Below are 18,078 nucleotides of genomic sequence, written 5' to 3'. Positions count from 1 at the left end.
ATTAAAGAGGTAAAAACATGATTGAAGCAAGTAAATTAAAGGCTGGTATGACCTTTGAAACAGCTGACGGAAAATTGATCCGCGTTTTGGAAGCTAGCCACCACAAACCAGGTAAAGGAAACACAATCATGCGTATGAAATTGCGTGATGTCCGTACTGGTTCTACATTTGACACAAGCTACCGTCCAGAGGAAAAATTTGAACAAGCTATCATCGAGACTGTCCCAGCTCAATACTTATACAAAATGGATGACACAGCCTACTTCATGAATACAGAAACTTACGACCAATACGAAATCCCTGTAGTCAACGTTGAAAACGAATTGCTTTACATCCTTGAAAACTCTGATGTGAAGATCCAATTCTACGGAACTGAAGTGATTGGTGTTACCGTTCCTACTACTGTCGAATTGACAGTTGCAGAAACTCAACCATCTATCAAAGGTGCTACTGTTACAGGTTCTGGTAAACCAGCAACGATGGAAACTGGACTTATCGTAAACGTTCCAGACTTCATCGAAGCAGGACAAAAACTCGTTATCAACACTGCAGAAGGAACTTACGTTTCTCGTGCCTAATCTCTAGAAAGAGGTCATTCTATGGGAATTGAAGAACAACTTGGCGAAATCGTTATCGCCCCACGTGTACTTGAAAAAATCATTGCTATTGCTACTGCAAAAGTAGAGGGTGTTCACTCTTTTTCAAACAAATCAGTATCTGACACCCTTTCAAAACTTTCTCTTGGCCGTGGTGTTTATCTTAAAAACGTGGACGAAGAGCTCACAGCTGATATCTATCTCTACCTTGAGTACGGAGTAAAAGTTCCTAAGGTAGCGGTTGCTATCCAGAAAGCTGTCAAAGATGCCGTTCGTAATATGGCTGATGTAGAACTCGCTGCTATCAATATTCACGTTGCAGGTATCGTTCCAGATAAAACACCAAAACCAGAATTGAAAGATCTATTTGACGAGGACTTCCTCAATGACTAGTCCACTATTAGAATCTAGACGCCAACTCCGTAAATGCGCTTTTCAAGCTCTCATGAGTCTTGAATTCGGTACGGATGTCGAAACTGCTTGTCGTTTCGCCTATACTCATGATCGTGAAGATACGGATGTGCAACTTCCAGCCTTTTTGACAGAGCTAGTTTCTGGTGTTCAGGCTAAAAAGGAAGAACTAGACAAGCAAATCACACAGCATTTAAAAGCAGGTTGGACCATCGAGCGTTTAACACTCGTGGAGAGAAACCTCCTTCGCTTGGGAGTCTTTGAAATCACTTCATTTGACACCCCTCAGTTGGTTGCTGTTAACGAAGCTATCGAGCTTGCAAAGGACTTCTCAGATCAAAAATCTGCCCGTTTTATCAACGGACTGCTCAGCCAGTTTGTAACAGAAGAACAGTAAATAGAAAAAGTGTTTGACAATTATCAAACACTTTTTTCTTTACCTACCACTATCTAAAAATCAAATAATAGATATAAAATAAGAGCGACGGAGCATAGGGAATAATATTATAGAAACTATGACAAAGAATGGTAAATCGAAGACTACCCGTAACTCGATAAGCAACTGCAAATAGAAGACCAAGAATACTATAAATTAGGAGACTGATGGGATCACGATGGGATAGAACCAAGTGACTGAGTCCAAAGATGAAAGAAGACAAGATCACATCCAAATAAAACTCCGACTTCGGAAAGAAGGTATTCATAAAATAACCCCTATAGATTGTCTCCTCGACAACAGGTACAATCGAAATGTTAAAGATTAAAAATATAAGACTTGATAGAGTCGTTTCTCTCCCGTTTAAGTAAAGTTCTGAAAGAAGGTCTTGGAAAATAAAGCTATGGTCAATCAATCGAATATTCAGCATTCTAAATCCATTTAGAAAAGAATAGATAAGAAAGCAAGCCACTAAGAAAGCGAGATAAGACCAGCGCCAACTCTTTTTCTCGAAGATAAAGAGCATCTTCTTCTTTTTCAACCACAAAACGAATAAAAAGAAAATAAGCAACACTTCTCCAACTAGGAAGATTATATAGCTGTCCATTCCTAAACCAAAGATCCTAGCTAGAGTTATAGCTCCTAATGGCGTTAAATAAATGTACAGGAACATTAAAATCATACAGATTCCTAAATGTATTGTCTTTTTCATTGTTTCTCTCCTAATGGTAAACTCTCTATTAGGGCAATATAGAGGATATACCATTGATTATTTCTTATTTATCTAGAGTATTCATATTTATCCATGCTCTATTATCAAAATAGCTAGAACAAATTGTTCTAGCTTTTAAATTTTCTTAGTATTTTCTAAAGCGTTGGTAACGTTCTTCGATAAGTTGGTCGAGTGGTAGTTCTTGCAACCTATCTAGTTCTGCACGCAATTCATTTTTAACGCAACCTAGCAGTTCTTTACTTGACAGCCCTGCTTCTGAGATTACCTTGTCTACGATTCCCATTTCTAGAAGTTCGTGTGAAGTGATTTTCATCAACTCCGCTGCTTCCATAGCACGACTTCCATCCTTCCAAAGGATAGAGGCAAATCCTTCAGGGCTAAGTACTGCGTAGATTGAGTTTTCTAACATCCAGACACGGTTAGCTACGGCTAGAGCTAGGGCCCCACCAGATCCTCCTTCACCGATAATAATCGCGATGATTGGAACCTTGAGATCACTCATTTCCATCAGGTTTCGGGCAATTGCTTCACCTTGTCCACGTTCCTCGGCACCAACACCTGGGTAAGCACCCGCCGTATTGATAAAGGTCACAACTGGACGGCCAAACTTTTCTGCCTGTTTCATCAGGCGCAAGGCCTTACGATAGCCTTCTGGATGTGGTTGCCCAAAATTTCGTTTGAGGTTATCATGAAGACTCTTCCCCTTTTGGATACCAACGACAGTTACTGCTTGGTCACCTAACCAACCAATTCCACCGATAACCGCACCATCATCACGGAAAGAGCGATCTCCATGCAATTCGATAAACTCGTCAAAAATTCCATTGGCAAAATCAAGTGCAGTCAAGCGACTCTGCTCGCGTGCCTCTCTGACTATTTTTGCTATACTCATCCGCGACTTCCTCCATGCAATCTTACTAATTTAGCAATTGTTTCAGGCAATTCTCTCCGTTTGACAATTGCATCAACAAATCCATGTTCAAGCAAAAATTCTGCCTTTTGGAAGTCATCCGGCAAGGTCTCACGAACTGTATTTTCGATAACACGACGTCCAGCAAAACCAACCAAACTCTGTGGCTCCGCTAGGATAATATCCCCTTCCATAGCAAAAGAAGCGGTCACCCCACCTGTTGTCGGATCGGTTAAAATAGTTAGGTAAAAAAGTCCTGCCTTGGAATGACGTTGAACTGCCGCAGAAATTTTAGCCATCTGCATCAAGCTCATGATTCCTTCTTGCATACGGGCTCCACCAGAAGCTGTGAAGAGAACGACTGGCAAGTTTTCTAGCGTTGCATACTCAAACAAGCACGTAATTTTTTCACCCACAACTGTTCCCATCGACGCCATGATAAAGTTGGAATCCATGATCCCAAGAGCAACTTTTTGCCCCTTGATGCTAGCTGTACCAGTCAGGACAGCTTCATCTAGTCCTGTTTTTTCACGCATGCTAGCCAGTTTTTTCTGATAACCAGGAAAGTTCAAGGGATCTTGAGTTTCAATTCCTGTAAACATCTCCACAAAGCTATCAGAATCAACTGTTAGAGCCAGGCGCTCTTGGGCTGAAATACGGAAAGTATAGCTACAATGGGGACAAATGCGCTCACTCCCAAGGTCCTTTTGATAAATGGTGTGTTTACATCCAGGACACTTTGAGAAGAGTTCATCAGGCACCTCCGGCTTGGCTTGTGGTGCCTGCCTTACGGATCGATTAGGATTGATCCGAATATACTTATCCTTTTTACTAAATAGAGCCATAAATCCCCCTTTTAGTTCTCATACTGTTTGAAAGTCTATTCTTTTTCTTGGTATTGTGGCAAGAAAGTTTCCATCAGGAAGGAAGTATCGTAGTCACCAGCGATAACCCGACGGTCTGAGATTAGATCCAGCTGGAAATCTGCATTGGTTTGTACTCCTTCAATATCAAGTTCATAAAGTGCCCGTTGCATCTTCATTAAGGCATCAAAACGATTCTCCCCATGAACAATGATTTTGGCAATCATACTATCATAGTAAGGGGGAATGGTATAACCTGGATAAACTGCCGAGTCCACGCGCAAGCCAACTCCACCACTTGGTAGATAGAGATTGGTAATTTTCCCTGGACTTGGGGCAAAGTTAAATGCTGGATTTTCTGCATTGATCCGGCACTCGATAGCATGACCTCGTAGGACAATATCTTCTTGTTTGAAAGGTAAAGGTTGCCCGGCAGCAATGCGAATCTGCTCTTTCACGATATCGACACCTGAAACAAACTCTGTGACTGGGTGTTCAACTTGCACACGAGTATTCATTTCCATGAAGTAGAAATTGCCGCTCGCTTCATCGAGAAGAAATTCAATCGTCCCTGCATTTTCATAGCCTACAGACTCTGCTGCACGAACGGCGGCAGCACCAATTTCATGACGAAGGGTTTTGCCAATTGCAATGGACGGGCTTTCTTCTAAGACCTTTTGGTTATTCCGTTGGAGTGAACAGTCCCGTTCACCAAGATGGACAACATGACCCTCTTGGTCCGCAAGAATCTGAACTTCGATATGGCGAGCTGGATAAATCACACGCTCAAGATACATAGCGCCATTTCCAAAATTAGCCTTGGCTTCACTGGATGCTGTCTCAAAGGCAGCGACCAAGTCTTCTGCCTTTTCAACCTTACGAATCCCTTTTCCACCACCACCTGCCGATGCCTTAAGCATGACTGGATAGCCAATTTTTTCTGCAACTGCAAGCGCCTCTTCAGCCGTGTGAACTTCACCATCAGATCCTGGGATAACTGGAACCCCAGCCTTGATCATTTGCTCACGCGCATTGATCTTATCTCCCATGGTATCCATTACAGCTCCAGAAGGGCCGATAAATTTAATCCCCACTTCATCACACATCGTGGCAAACTTAGAGTTTTCGCTAAGAAAACCAAAACCTGGGTGGATGGCTTCTGCTTCTGTCAAGACTGCAGCAGATAAAATAGCATTGATATTGAGATAAGATTCTGTCGCCTTACCAGGTCCGATACAGATAGCTTCATCCGCTAGGAGTGTGTGAAGAGCTTCCTTATCAGCAGTTGAATAGACTGCTACGGTTGCAATGCCCAATTCACGCGCAGCTCGAATAATGCGAACCGCAATCTCACCACGGTTGGCAATCAAAATTTTACGAAACATGGAGATCCTCCTTAGTTTCCAATTGCAAAGGTAAGAGTACCACTCGCTGCAAGCTTACCATCTACTTCAGCCTTCGCTTCAACCACAGCAATCGTACCACGACGTTTAACAAAAGTAGCCGTCATGACTAATTGGTCACCTGGTACAACTTGCTTCTTGAACTTAACCTTGTCCATGCCAGCATAGAAGACCAGTTTCCCTTTATTTTCAGGTTTGGACAATTCCAAGACACCAGCAGTCTGAGCCAAGGCCTCCATGATAAGAACACCTGGCATGACTGGGTATTGAGGAAAATGCCCATTGAAGAAAGGTTCGTTGATGGTCACATTTTTAATGGCAACAATGGTATCCTCGCTCACTTCCAAGACACGATCCACTAGGAGCATGGGGTAGCGATGGGGTAGAGCTTCTTTGATTCCTTGAATATCGATCATTTGATACGTACCAATCCTTTACCGAACTCAACCATTTCTTCATTTGAAACGAGAATTTCTGTCACCACACCATCCTTAGGTGCAGGAATTTCATTCATAACCTTCATGGCTTCGATAATCACCAAAGTCTGACCTTTTTTAACACTGTCTCCGACTGTGACAAAGGCAGGTTTATCTGGTCCAGCGGCCAGGTAAGCCACCCCTACAAGTGGACTTTCAACAACATCACCCTCTGGAGCAACCGTCGTTTTAGCTGGTGCTGGTGCTTCTTCTACTGGACTATCTACTGGAGTTGAAGGGGCAGAAACTACTGGACTTGCAGCTACTGCAGCTGGCGCTGGAACAACTTGAGTTGGTGCTTCAGAAGCCATTCTTGCTTCATTCTTACTGAACTGCAATTCGTCCGTTCCGTTTTTATAAGAAAATTCTCTCAAACTTGATTGGTCAAATTGAGCCATCAAGTCCTTGATCTCATTTAAATTCATAATTATTTATTCTCCCAACGTTTGAAAGCAAGAACCGCATTGTGTCCACCAAAACCAAAAGTGTTTGAAATAGCATAAGGGATTTCTTGCTCCAAGCCTTGTCCATAAACGACATTGGCTTCGATATAGTCTGATAACTCACTTGTTCCAGCCGTCATTGGTACATAGTTATGACGCATAGCTTCGATGGTAGCAATTGCTTCTACCGCTCCTGCAGCACCAAGTAAGTGTCCTGTAAAGGACTTGGTTGAAGATACAGGTACTTCTTTACCAAGAACAGCTACGATCGCACCACTTTCTCCTTTTTCATTTGCAGGAGTTGAAGTTCCGTGGGCATTGACGTAAGCCACTTGCGCTGGAGAAATTTCTGCTTCTTCCAAAGCCAACTTCATAGCCTTAATCGCACCTTGACCCTCTGGATGAGGTGAAGTCATATGGTAAGCATCACAGGTATTACCGTAGCCAACTACTTCAGCCAAGATAGTTGCGCCACGTTTTTCAGCATGTTCAAGACTTTCAAGAACCAACATCCCTGAACCTTCTCCCATCACAAAACCATTACGATCTTTGTCAAATGGGATAGAAGCACGAGTTGGATCCTCTGTAGTTGATAGGGCAGTCAATGCTTGGAAACCAGCGATAGCAAAAGGAGTGATAGATGATTCTGAACCACCAACTAACATGACATCTTGGAAACCAAACTTGATAGAGCGGAAGGCATCCCCAATGGCATCGTTTGATGAGGCACAGGCTGTATTGATTGATTTACAGATACCGTTTGCTCCGAAACGCATGGCAACATTTCCTGAAGCCATGTTTGGCAAAGCTTTTGGAAGTGTCATTGGTTTAACGCGTTTTGGACCTTTTTCATGAAGACGGATAACCTGATCTTCGATTTCTTTAATTCCCCCAATACCAGAAGCCACGATGACACCAAAGCGATCTTTATCAATTGCTTCTACATCAAGATTTGCATTTGTCACCGCTTCTTGAGCCGCATACAAGGCATACAAAGAATAGTTGTCAAAACGGTTGGTATCTTTTTTGACAAAGTATTTATCAAATGGAAAATCTTGAACTTCTGCCGCATTGTGCACAGCAAATTCACTGTGGTCAAACTTAGTGATTTCTCCAATTCCAATCTTCCCAGTTTGCAAACTGTTCCAAAATTCTTCTGGAGTATTTCCGATAGGAGAGGTCAATCCGTAACCTGTTACTACAACTCGATTTAGTTTCATCTGTCTTACCTATATCTTTCCTTATTTTTTACATGCTAAGTCCGCCATCAACAGCGAGAACTTGTCCAGTCAAATAATCCTGTCCAGCCAGGAACACTGTAGCATCTGCGATATGTTCTGCTTGTCCGAAATGTTTCATTGGGATTTGGGCCAATGTCGCTTCCTTGACCTTATCAGACAAAACAGCAGTCATATCAGACTCGATCATTCCTGGTGCAAGAGCATTTACGCGCACATTACGATTGGCAACTTCACGTGCAACTGACTTGGTAAAACCAATCAAACCTGCTTTAGAAGCTGCATAGTTGGCTTGTCCGATATTTCCCATCAAACCGACCACACTAGACATGTTGATGATCGCACCTTCACGTGCCTTGATCATCTGTTTCAAGACTGCTTGCGTCATGTTGAAAGCACCTGTCAAGTTGATCTTAATCACTTTTTCAAAGTCTTCTTCGGTCATCTTGAGCATAAGCGTATCTTGAGTGATCCCAGCATTGTTGACCAATACATCAACAGAACCGAGTTCTGCAATCGCTTGATCTACCATACGCTTGGCATCTGCAAAGTCTGAAACATCACCTGAAATCGGTACTACTTTGACACCATAGTTTGAAAGCTCAGCCAGCAATTCTTCTGAGATTGCTCCGCGACTATTCAAAACTACATTAGCGCCTAGTTGGGCAAATTTGTGAGCAATGGCAAGTCCGATACCACGACTTGAACCTGTTACAAAGACATTTTTGTTTGTAAGTTGCATTCTATTTCTCCTATTTCCTGTTGTATTTTGTGGGAGAAGGGATCATTAGTTTCCTAACAAAGCATCCAAGCTTGCTTGGTCTTCAACGTTAGCTAGCTGAGCTGTTTTATCGATTTTTTTGACAAAGCCTGATAGGATCTTACCAGGACCAATTTCAATAAAGTTGGTTACCCCAGCATCCTGCATCACAGCAATACTTTCATAAAAACGAACAGGTTCTTTGACCTGACGCGTCAAAAGCTCTTGGATTCGACCTTTTTCCATAACAGCAGCTTCCGTATTGCCAACTAGTGGGCAAGTGAAATCAGCGAAACTTACTCCCTCAAGAGCTCCAGCTAGTTGCTGACTGGCTGGCTCAAGTAGGGCTGTATGGAAAGGACCCGATACATTTAAAGGAATCAATCGTTTTGCTCCTGCTTCCTGCAAGAGTTCAACTGCGCGGTCAACTGCAGCCACCTCACCACCGATAACGATTTGGCTTGGGGTGTTGTAGTTGGCTGGAGTCACTACTCCAACTTTAGAGGCTGTTTCACAAGCTTCCTCAATCACTTCAACCGGAGTATTAAGAACGGCAACCATCTTCCCAGAGCCTGCAGGTGCAGCTTCTTCCATATAAGCACCACGTTTAGCAACCAAGGCAACTGCATCCTCAAAGTCCAAGGCACCACTTGCTACAAGAGCAGAATATTCCCCAAGAGACAATCCTGCTACCATATCTGGCTGGTAACCCTTTTCTTTCAATAGTCGGTAAATAGCAACCGAAGTCGCTAAAATAGCTGGCTGCGTATATCGAGTCTGGTTTAACTTGGTTTCTTCCTTATCAATCAAGTCACGAAGATCATAACCCAAAACCTGACTGGCTTGGTCAATTGTTTCCTTGACGATAGGATAGCGATCATAGAGATCACGACCCATTCCTAGATACTGAGCACCTTGACCCGCAAATAGAAAGGCTGTTTTAGTCATTTCTTACAACTCCTGCCCAACGAGAGGCTTCTTCTTGAATTTTTTTGGCTGCGCCATAGTATAGATCTTTTAGGATTTCTTCGACAGTTTCCTCTTTAGAAACCAAACCAGCGATCTGACCTGCCATGACAGATCCACCTTCTACATCTCCATGAACAACGGCTTTAGCAAGAGCACCAGCCCCCATTTGTTCAAAGATTTCTAAATCTGGATTTTCTTGTTTAAAGGCATCCTTTTCAGCCTGCTCAAAGTCACGTGTCAATTGGTTTTTAATGGCACGAACAGCATGTCCAAAGTGTTGAGCGGAAATAGTCGTATCAATATCACGCGCTTTTAAGATTTTTTCCTTGTATTTTGGATGGGCGTTAGATTCCTTAGCTACTACGAAACGCGTACCAACTTGAACGGCCTCAGCACCAAGCATAAAGCCTGCAGCGACACCTTCACCGTCCGCAATTCCTCCAGCTGCGATAACTGGAATTGAAACAGCTGCAGCAACTTGGCGAACCAAGGTCATCGTCGTTAATTTACCAATATGCCCACCGGCTTCCATTCCTTCTGCAATAACTGCATCTGCACCAATTTTTTCCATGCGTTTTGCCAAAGCAACACTTGGAACAACAGGAATAACAGTAATTCCTGCATCATGGAAACGAGTCATGTATTTACTTGGATTTCCTGCACCAGTTGTCACCACCTTGACCCCTTCTTCAATCACGAGATCAACGATGTCTTCTACAAAAGGTGACAAGAGCATGATGTTGACACCAAAAGGTTTGTCCGTAAGTGATTTGATTTTATCGATATTAGCCTTTACGACCTCTTTCGGTGCATTCCCACCACCGATGATCCCTAGACCACCAGCTTTTGATACTGCACCAGCCAAGTCACCATCAGCAACCCAGGCCATTCCTCCTTGAAAGATAGGATAATCAATGTTCAATAATTCTGTAATACGTGTTTTCATAGTGCCTCCATCATTCCTTGCTTACGTAATAGTTCGATGAGTTTATCATTTGAGTTTCAAACTATTACCTAAACAAGAGGGAGTGGGTTTCCCCTACTCCTTCTAGTAATATGTTAATTATTTTGTTTGCTCTTCAACGTAGGCAACCAAGTCACCAACTGTTTTCAAGTTATCTTCTGCTTCGATTTGGATATCGAAAGCATCTTCGATTTCAGAGATTACTTGGAACAAGTCCAATGAATCTGCATCCAAATCATCAAAAGTAGATTCAAGTGTTACTTCTGATGCGTCTTTCCCAAGTTCTTCAACGATAATTTCTTGTACTTTTTCAAATACTGCCATGATAGGACTCCTTTAAAATATAAAAAATTTATAACTATGTGTTTACCACATGATTACCTAGATTGTAAGAATGAGTGTGCCCCATGTCAAACCTCCACCGAAGCCTGATAGGAGAATCGTCTGGCTACCATCTAAACGAATCATGCCATTCTCCACACACTCTGATAGCAAAATCGGGATACTTGCTGCACTGGTATTTCCATACTCCATCATATTGGCAGGAAGCTTGTCTCGGTCTACGCCGATCTTCTTAGCCATCTTATCCAAAATGCGGATATTTGCCTGATGAAGCAAGAGATAATCCAATTCCGATGCTGCGATTGGACCATTTTCAATGGTTTCTTTGATCGACCTAGCAACATCACGATTTGCAAAATCAAAAACTGCTCGTCCATCCATCTTCAAAAAAGCAGGAACTGCTTCTTGATCTGAGAAAGGAGAAGCCAAAGCCGTTTGACCATAGGTCAAACACTCGCTCCGAGAGCCATCCGTATAGAGACTTTCCACAAGGAAGTGACGTGTTTCGCTCGCTTCCAAGAGAACCCCACCAGCACCATCCCCAAAGAGAACAGCTGTTGAACGATCTGACCAGTCAACTGCCTTGGATAAGGTCTCAGCCCCGATAACAATCCCTTTTTTGAACTGTCCAGAACTTAAAAATTTTTCTGCAGTTGAAAGAGCGAATACAAAGCCACTGCAAGCTGCTGTCAGATCAAAGGCGAAAGCTCTGTGCGCTCCGATATTTGCCTGAACTCGAGCTGCTGTGGAAGGCATCATCGAGTCTGGGGTAATCGTCGCTACAATGATAAAATCAATCTGATCCGCTGTTAAGCTCCCTTTAGCCAACAAGCTCTTAGCTACTTCTGTCGCCAAGTCACTTGTAGACTCTGTTTTTGAAATATGTCTCTGTTTAATTCCTGTCCGACTTGAAATCCACTCATCGCTTGTGTCCATGATTTGGGCTAAGTCATGATTAGTGACCACTTGCTCTGGAACATAATGAGCAACCTGGCTTATTTTTGCAAAAGCCATTATTTCAAATCCTCCAAAAATTGATAAAGATTGATTAATCCTCTACCCATAACTTCTATTTCCTCAGGACTCATGCCATCGATGATTTTTTCGACCATTGCCTTGTGAAAACGTCTATGAAGACGATGGACTAACCGACCTTTCTTGGTCAAATGCAGATAGACCACACGTCTATCCTGATCAGAACGAATACGCTCAATATAACCTTTTCTTTCCAGGTTATTCAAGCTAGTTGTAACCGTTCCAAGAGTTACCATCAGTTCCTTTGAAACCTTGCTTGGTGTTGCCTCCGGGAACTTCCCAATCACATCGATCGTGTGCATTTCTTTGATGGAGATGTCTTTGAATCGACTACCTCGTAAGCTAACCTCCTCGATCACAAGGACATTGTTAAAAATAGATGTTAGATAATCATTTACTTGTTGGTAGTCCAAATCGTTTCCCTCCTTCTAAAAAACTTTCACAATCAAAGCATTTGATAAAAGAAGTATATCAAACTTCAAAAAATTGTGCAAGTATTTTTTTACATTCCTGTAAATTTTGGTCTTCTTCTTTCAGAATGCGCTCGAACTCCTTCTTTAAAATCTTCAGTTAGAGATAACGATTCTTGTAGTTTCAATTCTAATTCAGCATAATTCTGCCAATCCTTAAATTGACTTTCCCAAACTAACTTTTTAATCGCTGCGTATGAGTTTGCTGAACCTCTTCTTAATTTTTTCAGAACTTGTTCTCTTGTTTTTTCTAATTTGTCAACTTCACAAACACGGTATACCACGCCCCATTCTAGCGCTTTTTCAGCAGTTAAGGCTTCACCTGTCATGGCAAGTTGTGCAGCTCGTGTTACCCCGATGCTACGACTCAAGAGATGAATCCCACCAGCGTCTGGCGCCAAGCCCACTCCGACAAAGGCTTGGATAAATTTTGCCTTGTCAGTCGCCAAACAAAAATCAACTGCTACCGCCATATTTGCTGCGGCACCAGCGACCGCTCCATCTACCTCCATCAAAATAGGTTTAGGAATTTGCTTGATTTTAAAAGAAATTGTATTGACTAATTCTGCAATCTTATTCAAAGATGGGATATCATCTTCGTCCACTGCGCGTTTCATCTCAACCAAGTCTCCTCCAACTGAAAAGACCTTCCCATTCGCATTAATCAAGATGAACTGCACAGCTTGATCCTGCTCCGCTAGAGTCAAAGCTTCTAAAATTTCCTCACACATTGGGATATGGAAACCATTTGCCACTTCGGGACGATTCAAAGTAATGATAGCAAGATCATCTACGATCTGATATAAGATATGATTCATAGCTTCTCCTTTTCTTTTATAAGGCAACAAAATTGTTTTATCATCAAAGTATACCTTTTTTTGGATAAAGAGGCAAGGAAAAACTAAAGGAAAGTGTCTCAGCTGATTATTAACCCATCATTTATGAGTCTGAGTAAAATTTGACACCCTTACTTTTAAACGGTTATCGCTTTTCAGAATAAGTTAGTGTTTTCTTCTATTATAATAGGAAGTTATTTTCTTCATTGAAAAATGCCCCTCTTTCTGCTATAATCGTATAAAATACTTACTTGAGGAGTCCTTATGAAGGTTGTAAAATTTGGTGGAAGCTCGCTTGCCTCTGCTGGTCAGTTAGAAAAAGTTTTAAATATCGTTAAAAGTGATAAAGAGCGCCGTTTTGTAGTCGTTTCTGCACCCGGGAAACGCAATGCTGAAGATACCAAGGTGACTGATGCCTTGATTAAATACTATCGCGACTATGTGGCTGGAAATGACATCAGTGCTAGCCAAAGCTGGATCATTGACCGTTATGCCGCTATGGTTAGTGAACTAGGGTTAAAACCTGCTGTTTTAGAAAAAATCTCTAAAAGTATTCGTGCCTTGGCAACTCTTCCTATAGAGGACAATGAATTTCTCTATGATACCTTCCTAGCGGCTGGAGAAAATAACAATGCCAAATTGATTGCAGCCTACTTTAACCAAAACGGTATCGATGCACGCTATGTTCACCCAAGAGAAGCTGGAATTGTTGTCACAAGTGAACCAGGAAACGCACGCATCATCCCATCTAGTTATGACAAGATTGAAGGCTTGGCTGATAGCAACGAAGTCCTTGTCATCCCTGGTTTCTTTGGTGTGACTAAAGAAAATCAAATCTGTACTTTTTCACGTGGAGGTTCAGATATCACAGGTTCTATCATTGCAGCAGGTGTTAAGGCTGATCTCTATGAGAACTTTACAGACGTAGATGGTATCTTTGCTGCCCATCCTGGTATTATCCACCAACCACACTCCATTCCTGAATTAACCTACCGTGAAATGCGTGAGTTGGCTTACGCTGGATTTTCAGTTCTTCATGACGAAGCCCTTCTTCCTGCCTACCGAGGAAAAATTCCTCTTGTCATCAAGAATACCAACAACCCTGACCACCCAGGAACACGCATTGTTTTAGAACACAGTAGTGATAAATTCCCAGTAGTAGGGATTGCAGGTGACTCAGGATTCGTCAGCATAAACATGTCTAAATACCTCATGAACCGCGAAGTCGGATTTGGTCGCAAGGTTCTGCAAATCCTTGAGGACCTCAATATCGGTTGGGAACACATGCCTACAGGTATCGACGATCTTTCAATCATCCTCCGATCCCGTGAATTAACTCCTATCAAAGAAGAAGAAATTCTACGTCAACTTGTTCAAAAAGCTGAAGTGGACCATGCTGAAATCGAACATGACCTCTCAATCATTATGATTGTCGGAGAAAAGATGAAGAGCCATATCGGGGTAACTGCTACTGCAACACGGGCTTTGTCTGAGAATAAAATCAACATCCAGATGATGTCCCAAGGTTCAAGTGAGGTTTCCATCATGTTTGTTGTCAATAAAGAGCAAGAAAAGGCCGCTATCAAGGCTCTCTACCATGCCTTTTTCGATGAAAGTAAGGAAGACTAATCATGGCCCAATCACTCAATCAAGTCATTGACCTCCAAACTACTGGGACATCTTACCTCTCTATCTCTGGAAAAGTTGGAAAATTTTTAGTTGGGGATCAAGCCTTAGAGTTTTATCCTGATGTCAATGTCGAACAATATATTCAAATCCCCTGGTCCAGCATTCAGCAAATCGGAGCCAACGTAAGTGGTCGCAAGATCAGCCGCCACTTTGAAGTCTTCACCGATCAAGGAAAATTCCTCTTTGCTTCAAAAGACTCTGGAGCTATCCTAAAAATCGCTCGGGAAAAATTAGGAAACGAAAAGGTTGTGAAACTTCCGACTCTACTCCAGACCATTGGAAAAAAACTTAAAAATCTATTTGCAAAAAAGTAGAAACTTTAGTATAATCATAGCAACGGATAAGTAGGTTATCTCCTTCTTTCAGAAAGTCTGCGGGTGCTGCGAGCAGATAGGAGGGATAGGTGAAATTCTACCGTTATTCACAATTAAATACAGAATCAAGTGCACACCTGTGAAGTTGGATGGAACCGTGGCCCTGCCACTCCAACACTTTGTCAGGTGTGCTTTTTTCATAAAGGAGTTCCTATGTTAGATATTAAACGTATTCGCACAGATTTTGATGCTGTCGCTGAAAAATTAGCTACACGTGGTGTAGATGCTGCTATCTTGAATGAGATGAAAAAAATCGATGCTAAACGTCGTGACATCTTGGTCAAGGTTGAAACTCTCAAAGCAGAACGTAACACTGTTTCTGCTGAGATTGCCCAAGCCAAGCGCAACAAGGAAAATGTCGATGACAAGATTGCTGCAATGCAAACCCTATCTGCTGAAGTCAAAGCCTTGGATGCTGAATTGGCAGACATCGATGCTAAATTGACAGAATTCACCACTACTCTTCCAAATATCCCTGCTGACAGTGTTCCTATCGGAGTGGATGAAGATGACAATGTGGAAGTTCGCCGTTGGGGTAGCCCACGCGAGTTTGACTTTGAACCAAAAGCTCACTGGGATCTTGGTGAAGACCTTGGTATCCTTGACTGGGAACGCGGTGGTAAGGTAACGGGCGCTCGCTTCCTCTTCTATAAAGGTCTTGGGGCTCGTTTGGAACGTGCTATCTACAACTTTATGTTGGATGAGCATGGTAAAGAGGGCTATACGGAAGTTATCACACCTTACATGGTTAACCATGATTCTATGTTTGGTACCGGAAATTATCCAAAATTTAAGGATGATACTTTTGAATTGAAAGACACTAGTTATGTCCTCATCCCTACAGCTGAAGTTCCTCTTACAAACTACTACCGTGATGAAATCCTTGACGGTAAAGACCTACCAATCTACTTTACCGCTATGAGTCCATCTTTCCGTTCTGAGGCTGGTTCAGCTGGTCGTGATACACGTGGCTTGATTCGTTTGCACCAATTCCACAAGGTTGAAATGGTCAAATTTGCCAAACCAGAAGAATCTTATGAAGAATTGGAAAAAATGACAGCCAACGCTGAAAATATTCTTCAAAAGCTCAACCTTCCATACCGTGTCGTTGCGCTCTCTACTGGAGACATGGGCTTCTCAGCTGCTAAGACTTATGACTTGGAAGTTTGGATTCCAGCCCAAAATACCTATCGTGAAATCTCAAGCTGTTCAAATACAGAAGATTTCCAAGCCCGTCGTGCCCAAATCCGTTACCGTGATGAAGCCGATGGCAAGGTTAAACTCCTTCACACCTTGAACGGTTCTGGACTTGCAGTTGGACGTACGGTTGCTGCTATTCTTGAGAACTATCAAAATGCAGATGGTTCTGTAACTATTCCAGAAGCACTTCGTCCATACATGGGTGGCGCTGAAGTTATCAAACCATAAAAATAAGGCCTAGCTATTTCTAGCTAGACCTTTTTTCGTAACCAAATCAGATAAGCACCCAAGACAAAGAATAAAATAGTGAGGCAAATAACGGTTTCAGCCAAGACCAGATAATCCAGAAATGGAAGTTTCAAAATTCCCTGAGCCATCTTGAGCGAAGTAGCTGTGATAATGGTTGGGAAGGTTAGGGCTGAGAAGGCTGGTTGAAATCCTTGTTTTAAAATATTGGGTAGGCGGGTTAAAACAAAGAAAAAGAAGGATTGAGATGCCAAAATCATGACAATCAAGAGCCAAGTCGGTAGGCTTGCTCCTCCAACTCGAACTAGAGAAGCCAAGAGTAGAGAAAAGGGAGCACAGTAGATTCCTTCCTGTCCAAGCAAGGCCACTGGGAGTGGATCTTTCTTTAAATCGCTATAAATAAGCGGATAGAGATAGAAGGTCAAGACAAAACCAAAACTCAAGGTCGCATAGGCAATCTCAATAATGCCTACCAGAGGATAGGTCAAGGCCGCTACTGCTATCCCCACATAGAGCACCGTCCAGCTTGGAGTCGCATTGACCCTCCGACCCGGACAGGTAAATTTGATGGTGAAAGTAGCAATCAACGCCAAATCCAAGAGAAAGGAAAACCACCAGATTCCTTGTGCTACTATAGGAAGAGCAGGGAATACGCGAAAGACATAGGTCGATAAAATCATCCCAGCCATGGGAAAGGTGGCCATCCCAGATAAAAGAGGGGGTCTGGTCAATTCTTGCTTGGTTTCTTCCCAATTAAAAAGATGAACAACAAGAAAGAAAATCCACAACACTAGACCAGTCAGACTCAATAAATGCGACAGAACAGGCAAAGTATCTGCAATCAGATTTCCTGCACCTGCTAAACCTAATAAACAGCCAGAGAATACTAAGGGGAGCTTTTTCATCCGAGCCTCCAATAATCATGTTATTATTAGTATAGCATAAAAGCGCTTAAAATAGCATAGAAAAATGAAGACTGGATTGCTCAGTCTTCATTTTTTCTTTCTGATTTGAACTAGGCATAAGGTTGCAATTCTGGATTAATTGGCGTATTGGCTAGGTTGTTTGCATAGTTACAAAGGCTAGCAAGACTAACACCGAGAACCACATCCAAGGCATTTTGTTGCGTGTAACCAGCTTGCAAAAATTCAGCCAAGGCTTCATCTCCTACACGCCCTTTGGTATTGATGACCGCCAAGGTAAACTTAGCTAGAGTATCTAGTTTTGGATCTGTTTCAATCGGAGTGCGGTTGCGAAGGGCTTGGAGAAGATCATCATTCATCTGGATTTGTTTGATTGAAAAGGCAGTATGTCCAGCCACGCAGAAAGCGCAACCATTGGTTACGGCTGCCGTGATTTGCACTACTTCACGCTCTACTGGTGTTAAGCTATTGCGACGGTTGATGGCTCCGACAGTTCGGTAGGCTTCAAGCGCGGTAGGAGCGTTAGCCAAGAGACCGATTAGGTTGGGAATATAGCCATTGTTATCTTTTTGTACTGTTTCAAGAACTTCTTTTACTTCTGCTGGTGCTGATTCTACTGTGTGGATGGTAAATGTTGTCATAAGAAACCTCTTTTCATTTTATTGTCATTTAGTCTATCATAGAATTTTCCACTTGGATAATATATATTTTCAATCGCCTTGATAGGAAATGTCTATGAAATGAAAAAATCACACTAAAAG

General features: G+C 42.3%; 22 protein-coding genes. 6 read left to right on the top strand and 16 right to left on the bottom strand.

What is annotated here, in order from left to right; all coding sequences use genetic code 11:
• The first annotated feature begins 17 nt into the window (after nucleotides 1-17).
• Genes efp through nusB form a run of 3 tightly spaced genes read left to right on the top strand, consistent with a single transcriptional unit; the run spans nucleotide 18 to nucleotide 1,404 of the window.
• Entirely contained in the window at nucleotides 18-578 is a 561-nt protein-coding gene (efp, locus tag BWR56_RS01860) for an elongation factor P (RefSeq protein WP_076984338.1), read from the top strand.
• Between the two features lie 21 nt (nucleotides 579-599).
• The gene (locus BWR56_RS01855; protein WP_000510584.1) at nucleotides 600-989 is read left to right on the top strand and encodes an Asp23/Gls24 family envelope stress response protein; all 390 of its coding nucleotides are present in this window, start codon (nucleotides 600-602) and stop codon (nucleotides 987-989) included.
• Nucleotides 982-1,404, top strand: coding sequence for a transcription antitermination factor NusB (gene nusB / locus BWR56_RS01850; RefSeq protein WP_000203659.1), 423 nt, complete (start codon nucleotides 982-984; stop codon nucleotides 1,402-1,404). Before BWR56_RS01855 ends, nusB begins: the two co-directional genes overlap by 8 nt.
• Nucleotides 1,405-1,453: 49 nt before the next feature.
• On the opposite strand, the gene BWR56_RS01845 is transcribed toward nusB, so the two are convergent.
• The 14 genes from BWR56_RS01845 to BWR56_RS01780 form a co-directional block, all read right to left on the bottom strand.
• Nucleotides 1,454-2,155 (bottom strand): CPBP family intramembrane glutamic endopeptidase, encoded by a 702-nt coding sequence (locus tag BWR56_RS01845; protein WP_076984337.1) that lies wholly within the window; start codon nucleotides 2,153-2,155, stop codon nucleotides 1,454-1,456.
• 145 nt (nucleotides 2,156-2,300) lie between these two features.
• Nucleotides 2,301-3,068, bottom strand: a complete 768-nt coding sequence (locus BWR56_RS01840; protein ID WP_049504811.1) for an acetyl-CoA carboxylase carboxyl transferase subunit alpha — start codon at nucleotides 3,066-3,068, stop codon at nucleotides 2,301-2,303.
• The gene (gene accD, locus BWR56_RS01835) at nucleotides 3,065-3,931 is read right to left on the bottom strand and encodes an acetyl-CoA carboxylase, carboxyltransferase subunit beta (RefSeq protein ID WP_049504813.1); all 867 of its coding nucleotides are present in this window, start codon (nucleotides 3,929-3,931) and stop codon (nucleotides 3,065-3,067) included. Before accD ends, BWR56_RS01840 begins: the two co-directional genes overlap by 4 nt.
• 35 nt (nucleotides 3,932-3,966) lie before the next feature.
• Nucleotides 3,967-5,334 (bottom strand): acetyl-CoA carboxylase biotin carboxylase subunit, encoded by a 1,368-nt coding sequence (gene accC, locus BWR56_RS01830; protein WP_071851550.1) that lies wholly within the window; start codon nucleotides 5,332-5,334, stop codon nucleotides 3,967-3,969.
• Between the two features lie 11 nt (nucleotides 5,335-5,345).
• On the bottom strand, nucleotides 5,346-5,768 hold the full coding sequence (gene fabZ / locus BWR56_RS01825) for a 3-hydroxyacyl-ACP dehydratase FabZ (protein ID WP_000565515.1): 423 nt from the start codon (nucleotides 5,766-5,768) through the stop codon (nucleotides 5,346-5,348).
• A complete protein-coding gene (gene accB, locus BWR56_RS01820) occupies nucleotides 5,765-6,253 on the bottom strand; it encodes an acetyl-CoA carboxylase biotin carboxyl carrier protein (RefSeq protein ID WP_071851552.1) in 489 nt (162 codons plus the stop codon). Before accB ends, fabZ begins: the two co-directional genes overlap by 4 nt.
• A 2-nt stretch (nucleotides 6,254-6,255) precedes the next feature.
• Nucleotides 6,256-7,491: a beta-ketoacyl-ACP synthase II gene (gene fabF / locus BWR56_RS01815; protein WP_076984336.1), complete on the bottom strand. Its 1,236-nt coding sequence runs from the start codon at nucleotides 7,489-7,491 to the stop codon at nucleotides 6,256-6,258.
• Between the two features lie 28 nt (nucleotides 7,492-7,519).
• The gene (fabG, locus tag BWR56_RS01810) at nucleotides 7,520-8,251 is read right to left on the bottom strand and encodes a 3-oxoacyl-[acyl-carrier-protein] reductase (RefSeq protein WP_049504818.1); all 732 of its coding nucleotides are present in this window, start codon (nucleotides 8,249-8,251) and stop codon (nucleotides 7,520-7,522) included.
• Between the two features lie 45 nt (nucleotides 8,252-8,296).
• Nucleotides 8,297-9,217: an ACP S-malonyltransferase gene (gene fabD / locus BWR56_RS01805; RefSeq protein ID WP_071851556.1), complete on the bottom strand. Its 921-nt coding sequence runs from the start codon at nucleotides 9,215-9,217 to the stop codon at nucleotides 8,297-8,299.
• Nucleotides 9,210-10,184: an enoyl-[acyl-carrier-protein] reductase FabK gene (gene fabK / locus BWR56_RS01800; protein ID WP_000857452.1), complete on the bottom strand. Its 975-nt coding sequence runs from the start codon at nucleotides 10,182-10,184 to the stop codon at nucleotides 9,210-9,212. Before fabK ends, fabD begins: the two co-directional genes overlap by 8 nt.
• A gap of 117 nt (nucleotides 10,185-10,301) precedes the next feature.
• On the bottom strand, nucleotides 10,302-10,526 hold the full coding sequence (locus BWR56_RS01795; protein WP_000257840.1) for an acyl carrier protein: 225 nt from the start codon (nucleotides 10,524-10,526) through the stop codon (nucleotides 10,302-10,304).
• A 57-nt stretch (nucleotides 10,527-10,583) separates the two neighbouring features.
• Nucleotides 10,584-11,558, bottom strand: a complete 975-nt coding sequence (locus BWR56_RS01790; protein ID WP_000852970.1) for a beta-ketoacyl-ACP synthase III — start codon at nucleotides 11,556-11,558, stop codon at nucleotides 10,584-10,586.
• Nucleotides 11,558-11,992, bottom strand: coding sequence for a fatty acid biosynthesis transcriptional regulator FabT (fabT, locus tag BWR56_RS01785; protein WP_033630318.1), 435 nt, complete (start codon nucleotides 11,990-11,992; stop codon nucleotides 11,558-11,560). The genes BWR56_RS01790 and fabT overlap by 1 nt, the downstream gene beginning before the upstream one ends.
• Before the next feature lie 89 nt (nucleotides 11,993-12,081).
• Entirely contained in the window at nucleotides 12,082-12,867 is a 786-nt protein-coding gene (locus tag BWR56_RS01780; RefSeq protein WP_049504826.1) for an enoyl-CoA hydratase, read from the bottom strand.
• A gap of 282 nt (nucleotides 12,868-13,149) precedes the next feature.
• Between BWR56_RS01780 and BWR56_RS01775 the strand changes: the two genes are divergently transcribed.
• The 3 genes from BWR56_RS01775 to serS all read left to right on the top strand — a co-directional run bounded on the left by BWR56_RS01775 (nucleotide 13,150) and on the right by serS (nucleotide 16,376).
• Nucleotides 13,150-14,514: an aspartate kinase gene (locus BWR56_RS01775; RefSeq protein ID WP_000869633.1), complete on the top strand. Its 1,365-nt coding sequence runs from the start codon at nucleotides 13,150-13,152 to the stop codon at nucleotides 14,512-14,514.
• A 2-nt stretch (nucleotides 14,515-14,516) separates the two neighbouring features.
• Complete coding sequence (locus tag BWR56_RS01770; protein ID WP_049504829.1) at nucleotides 14,517-14,888, top strand: DUF956 family protein; 372 nt, start codon at nucleotides 14,517-14,519, stop codon at nucleotides 14,886-14,888.
• Nucleotides 14,889-15,101: 213 nt separating this feature from the next.
• On the top strand, nucleotides 15,102-16,376 hold the full coding sequence (serS, locus tag BWR56_RS01765; protein ID WP_049504830.1) for a serine--tRNA ligase: 1,275 nt from the start codon (nucleotides 15,102-15,104) through the stop codon (nucleotides 16,374-16,376).
• Nucleotides 16,377-16,399: 23 nt separating this feature from the next.
• On the opposite strand, the gene BWR56_RS01760 is transcribed toward serS, so the two are convergent.
• On the bottom strand, nucleotides 16,400-17,299 hold the full coding sequence (locus BWR56_RS01760) for a TDT family transporter (RefSeq protein ID WP_000735934.1): 900 nt from the start codon (nucleotides 17,297-17,299) through the stop codon (nucleotides 16,400-16,402).
• A gap of 110 nt (nucleotides 17,300-17,409) precedes the next feature.
• Nucleotides 17,410-17,958 carry a carboxymuconolactone decarboxylase family protein gene (locus BWR56_RS01755; protein ID WP_000206775.1) on the bottom strand — a complete coding sequence of 183 codons (549 nt, stop codon included), beginning with the start codon at nucleotides 17,956-17,958 and terminating at the stop codon, nucleotides 17,410-17,412.
• Nucleotides 17,959-18,078 lie beyond the last annotated feature (120 nt).

The organism is Streptococcus oralis, assembly GCF_001983955.1.
In the GTDB taxonomy this organism is placed as follows: Bacteria; Bacillota; Bacilli; order Lactobacillales; family Streptococcaceae; genus Streptococcus; species Streptococcus jiangnanensis.
Note: the sequence above shows the minus strand (reverse complement) of the source record. Positions and strands in the feature narration are given on the sequence as shown.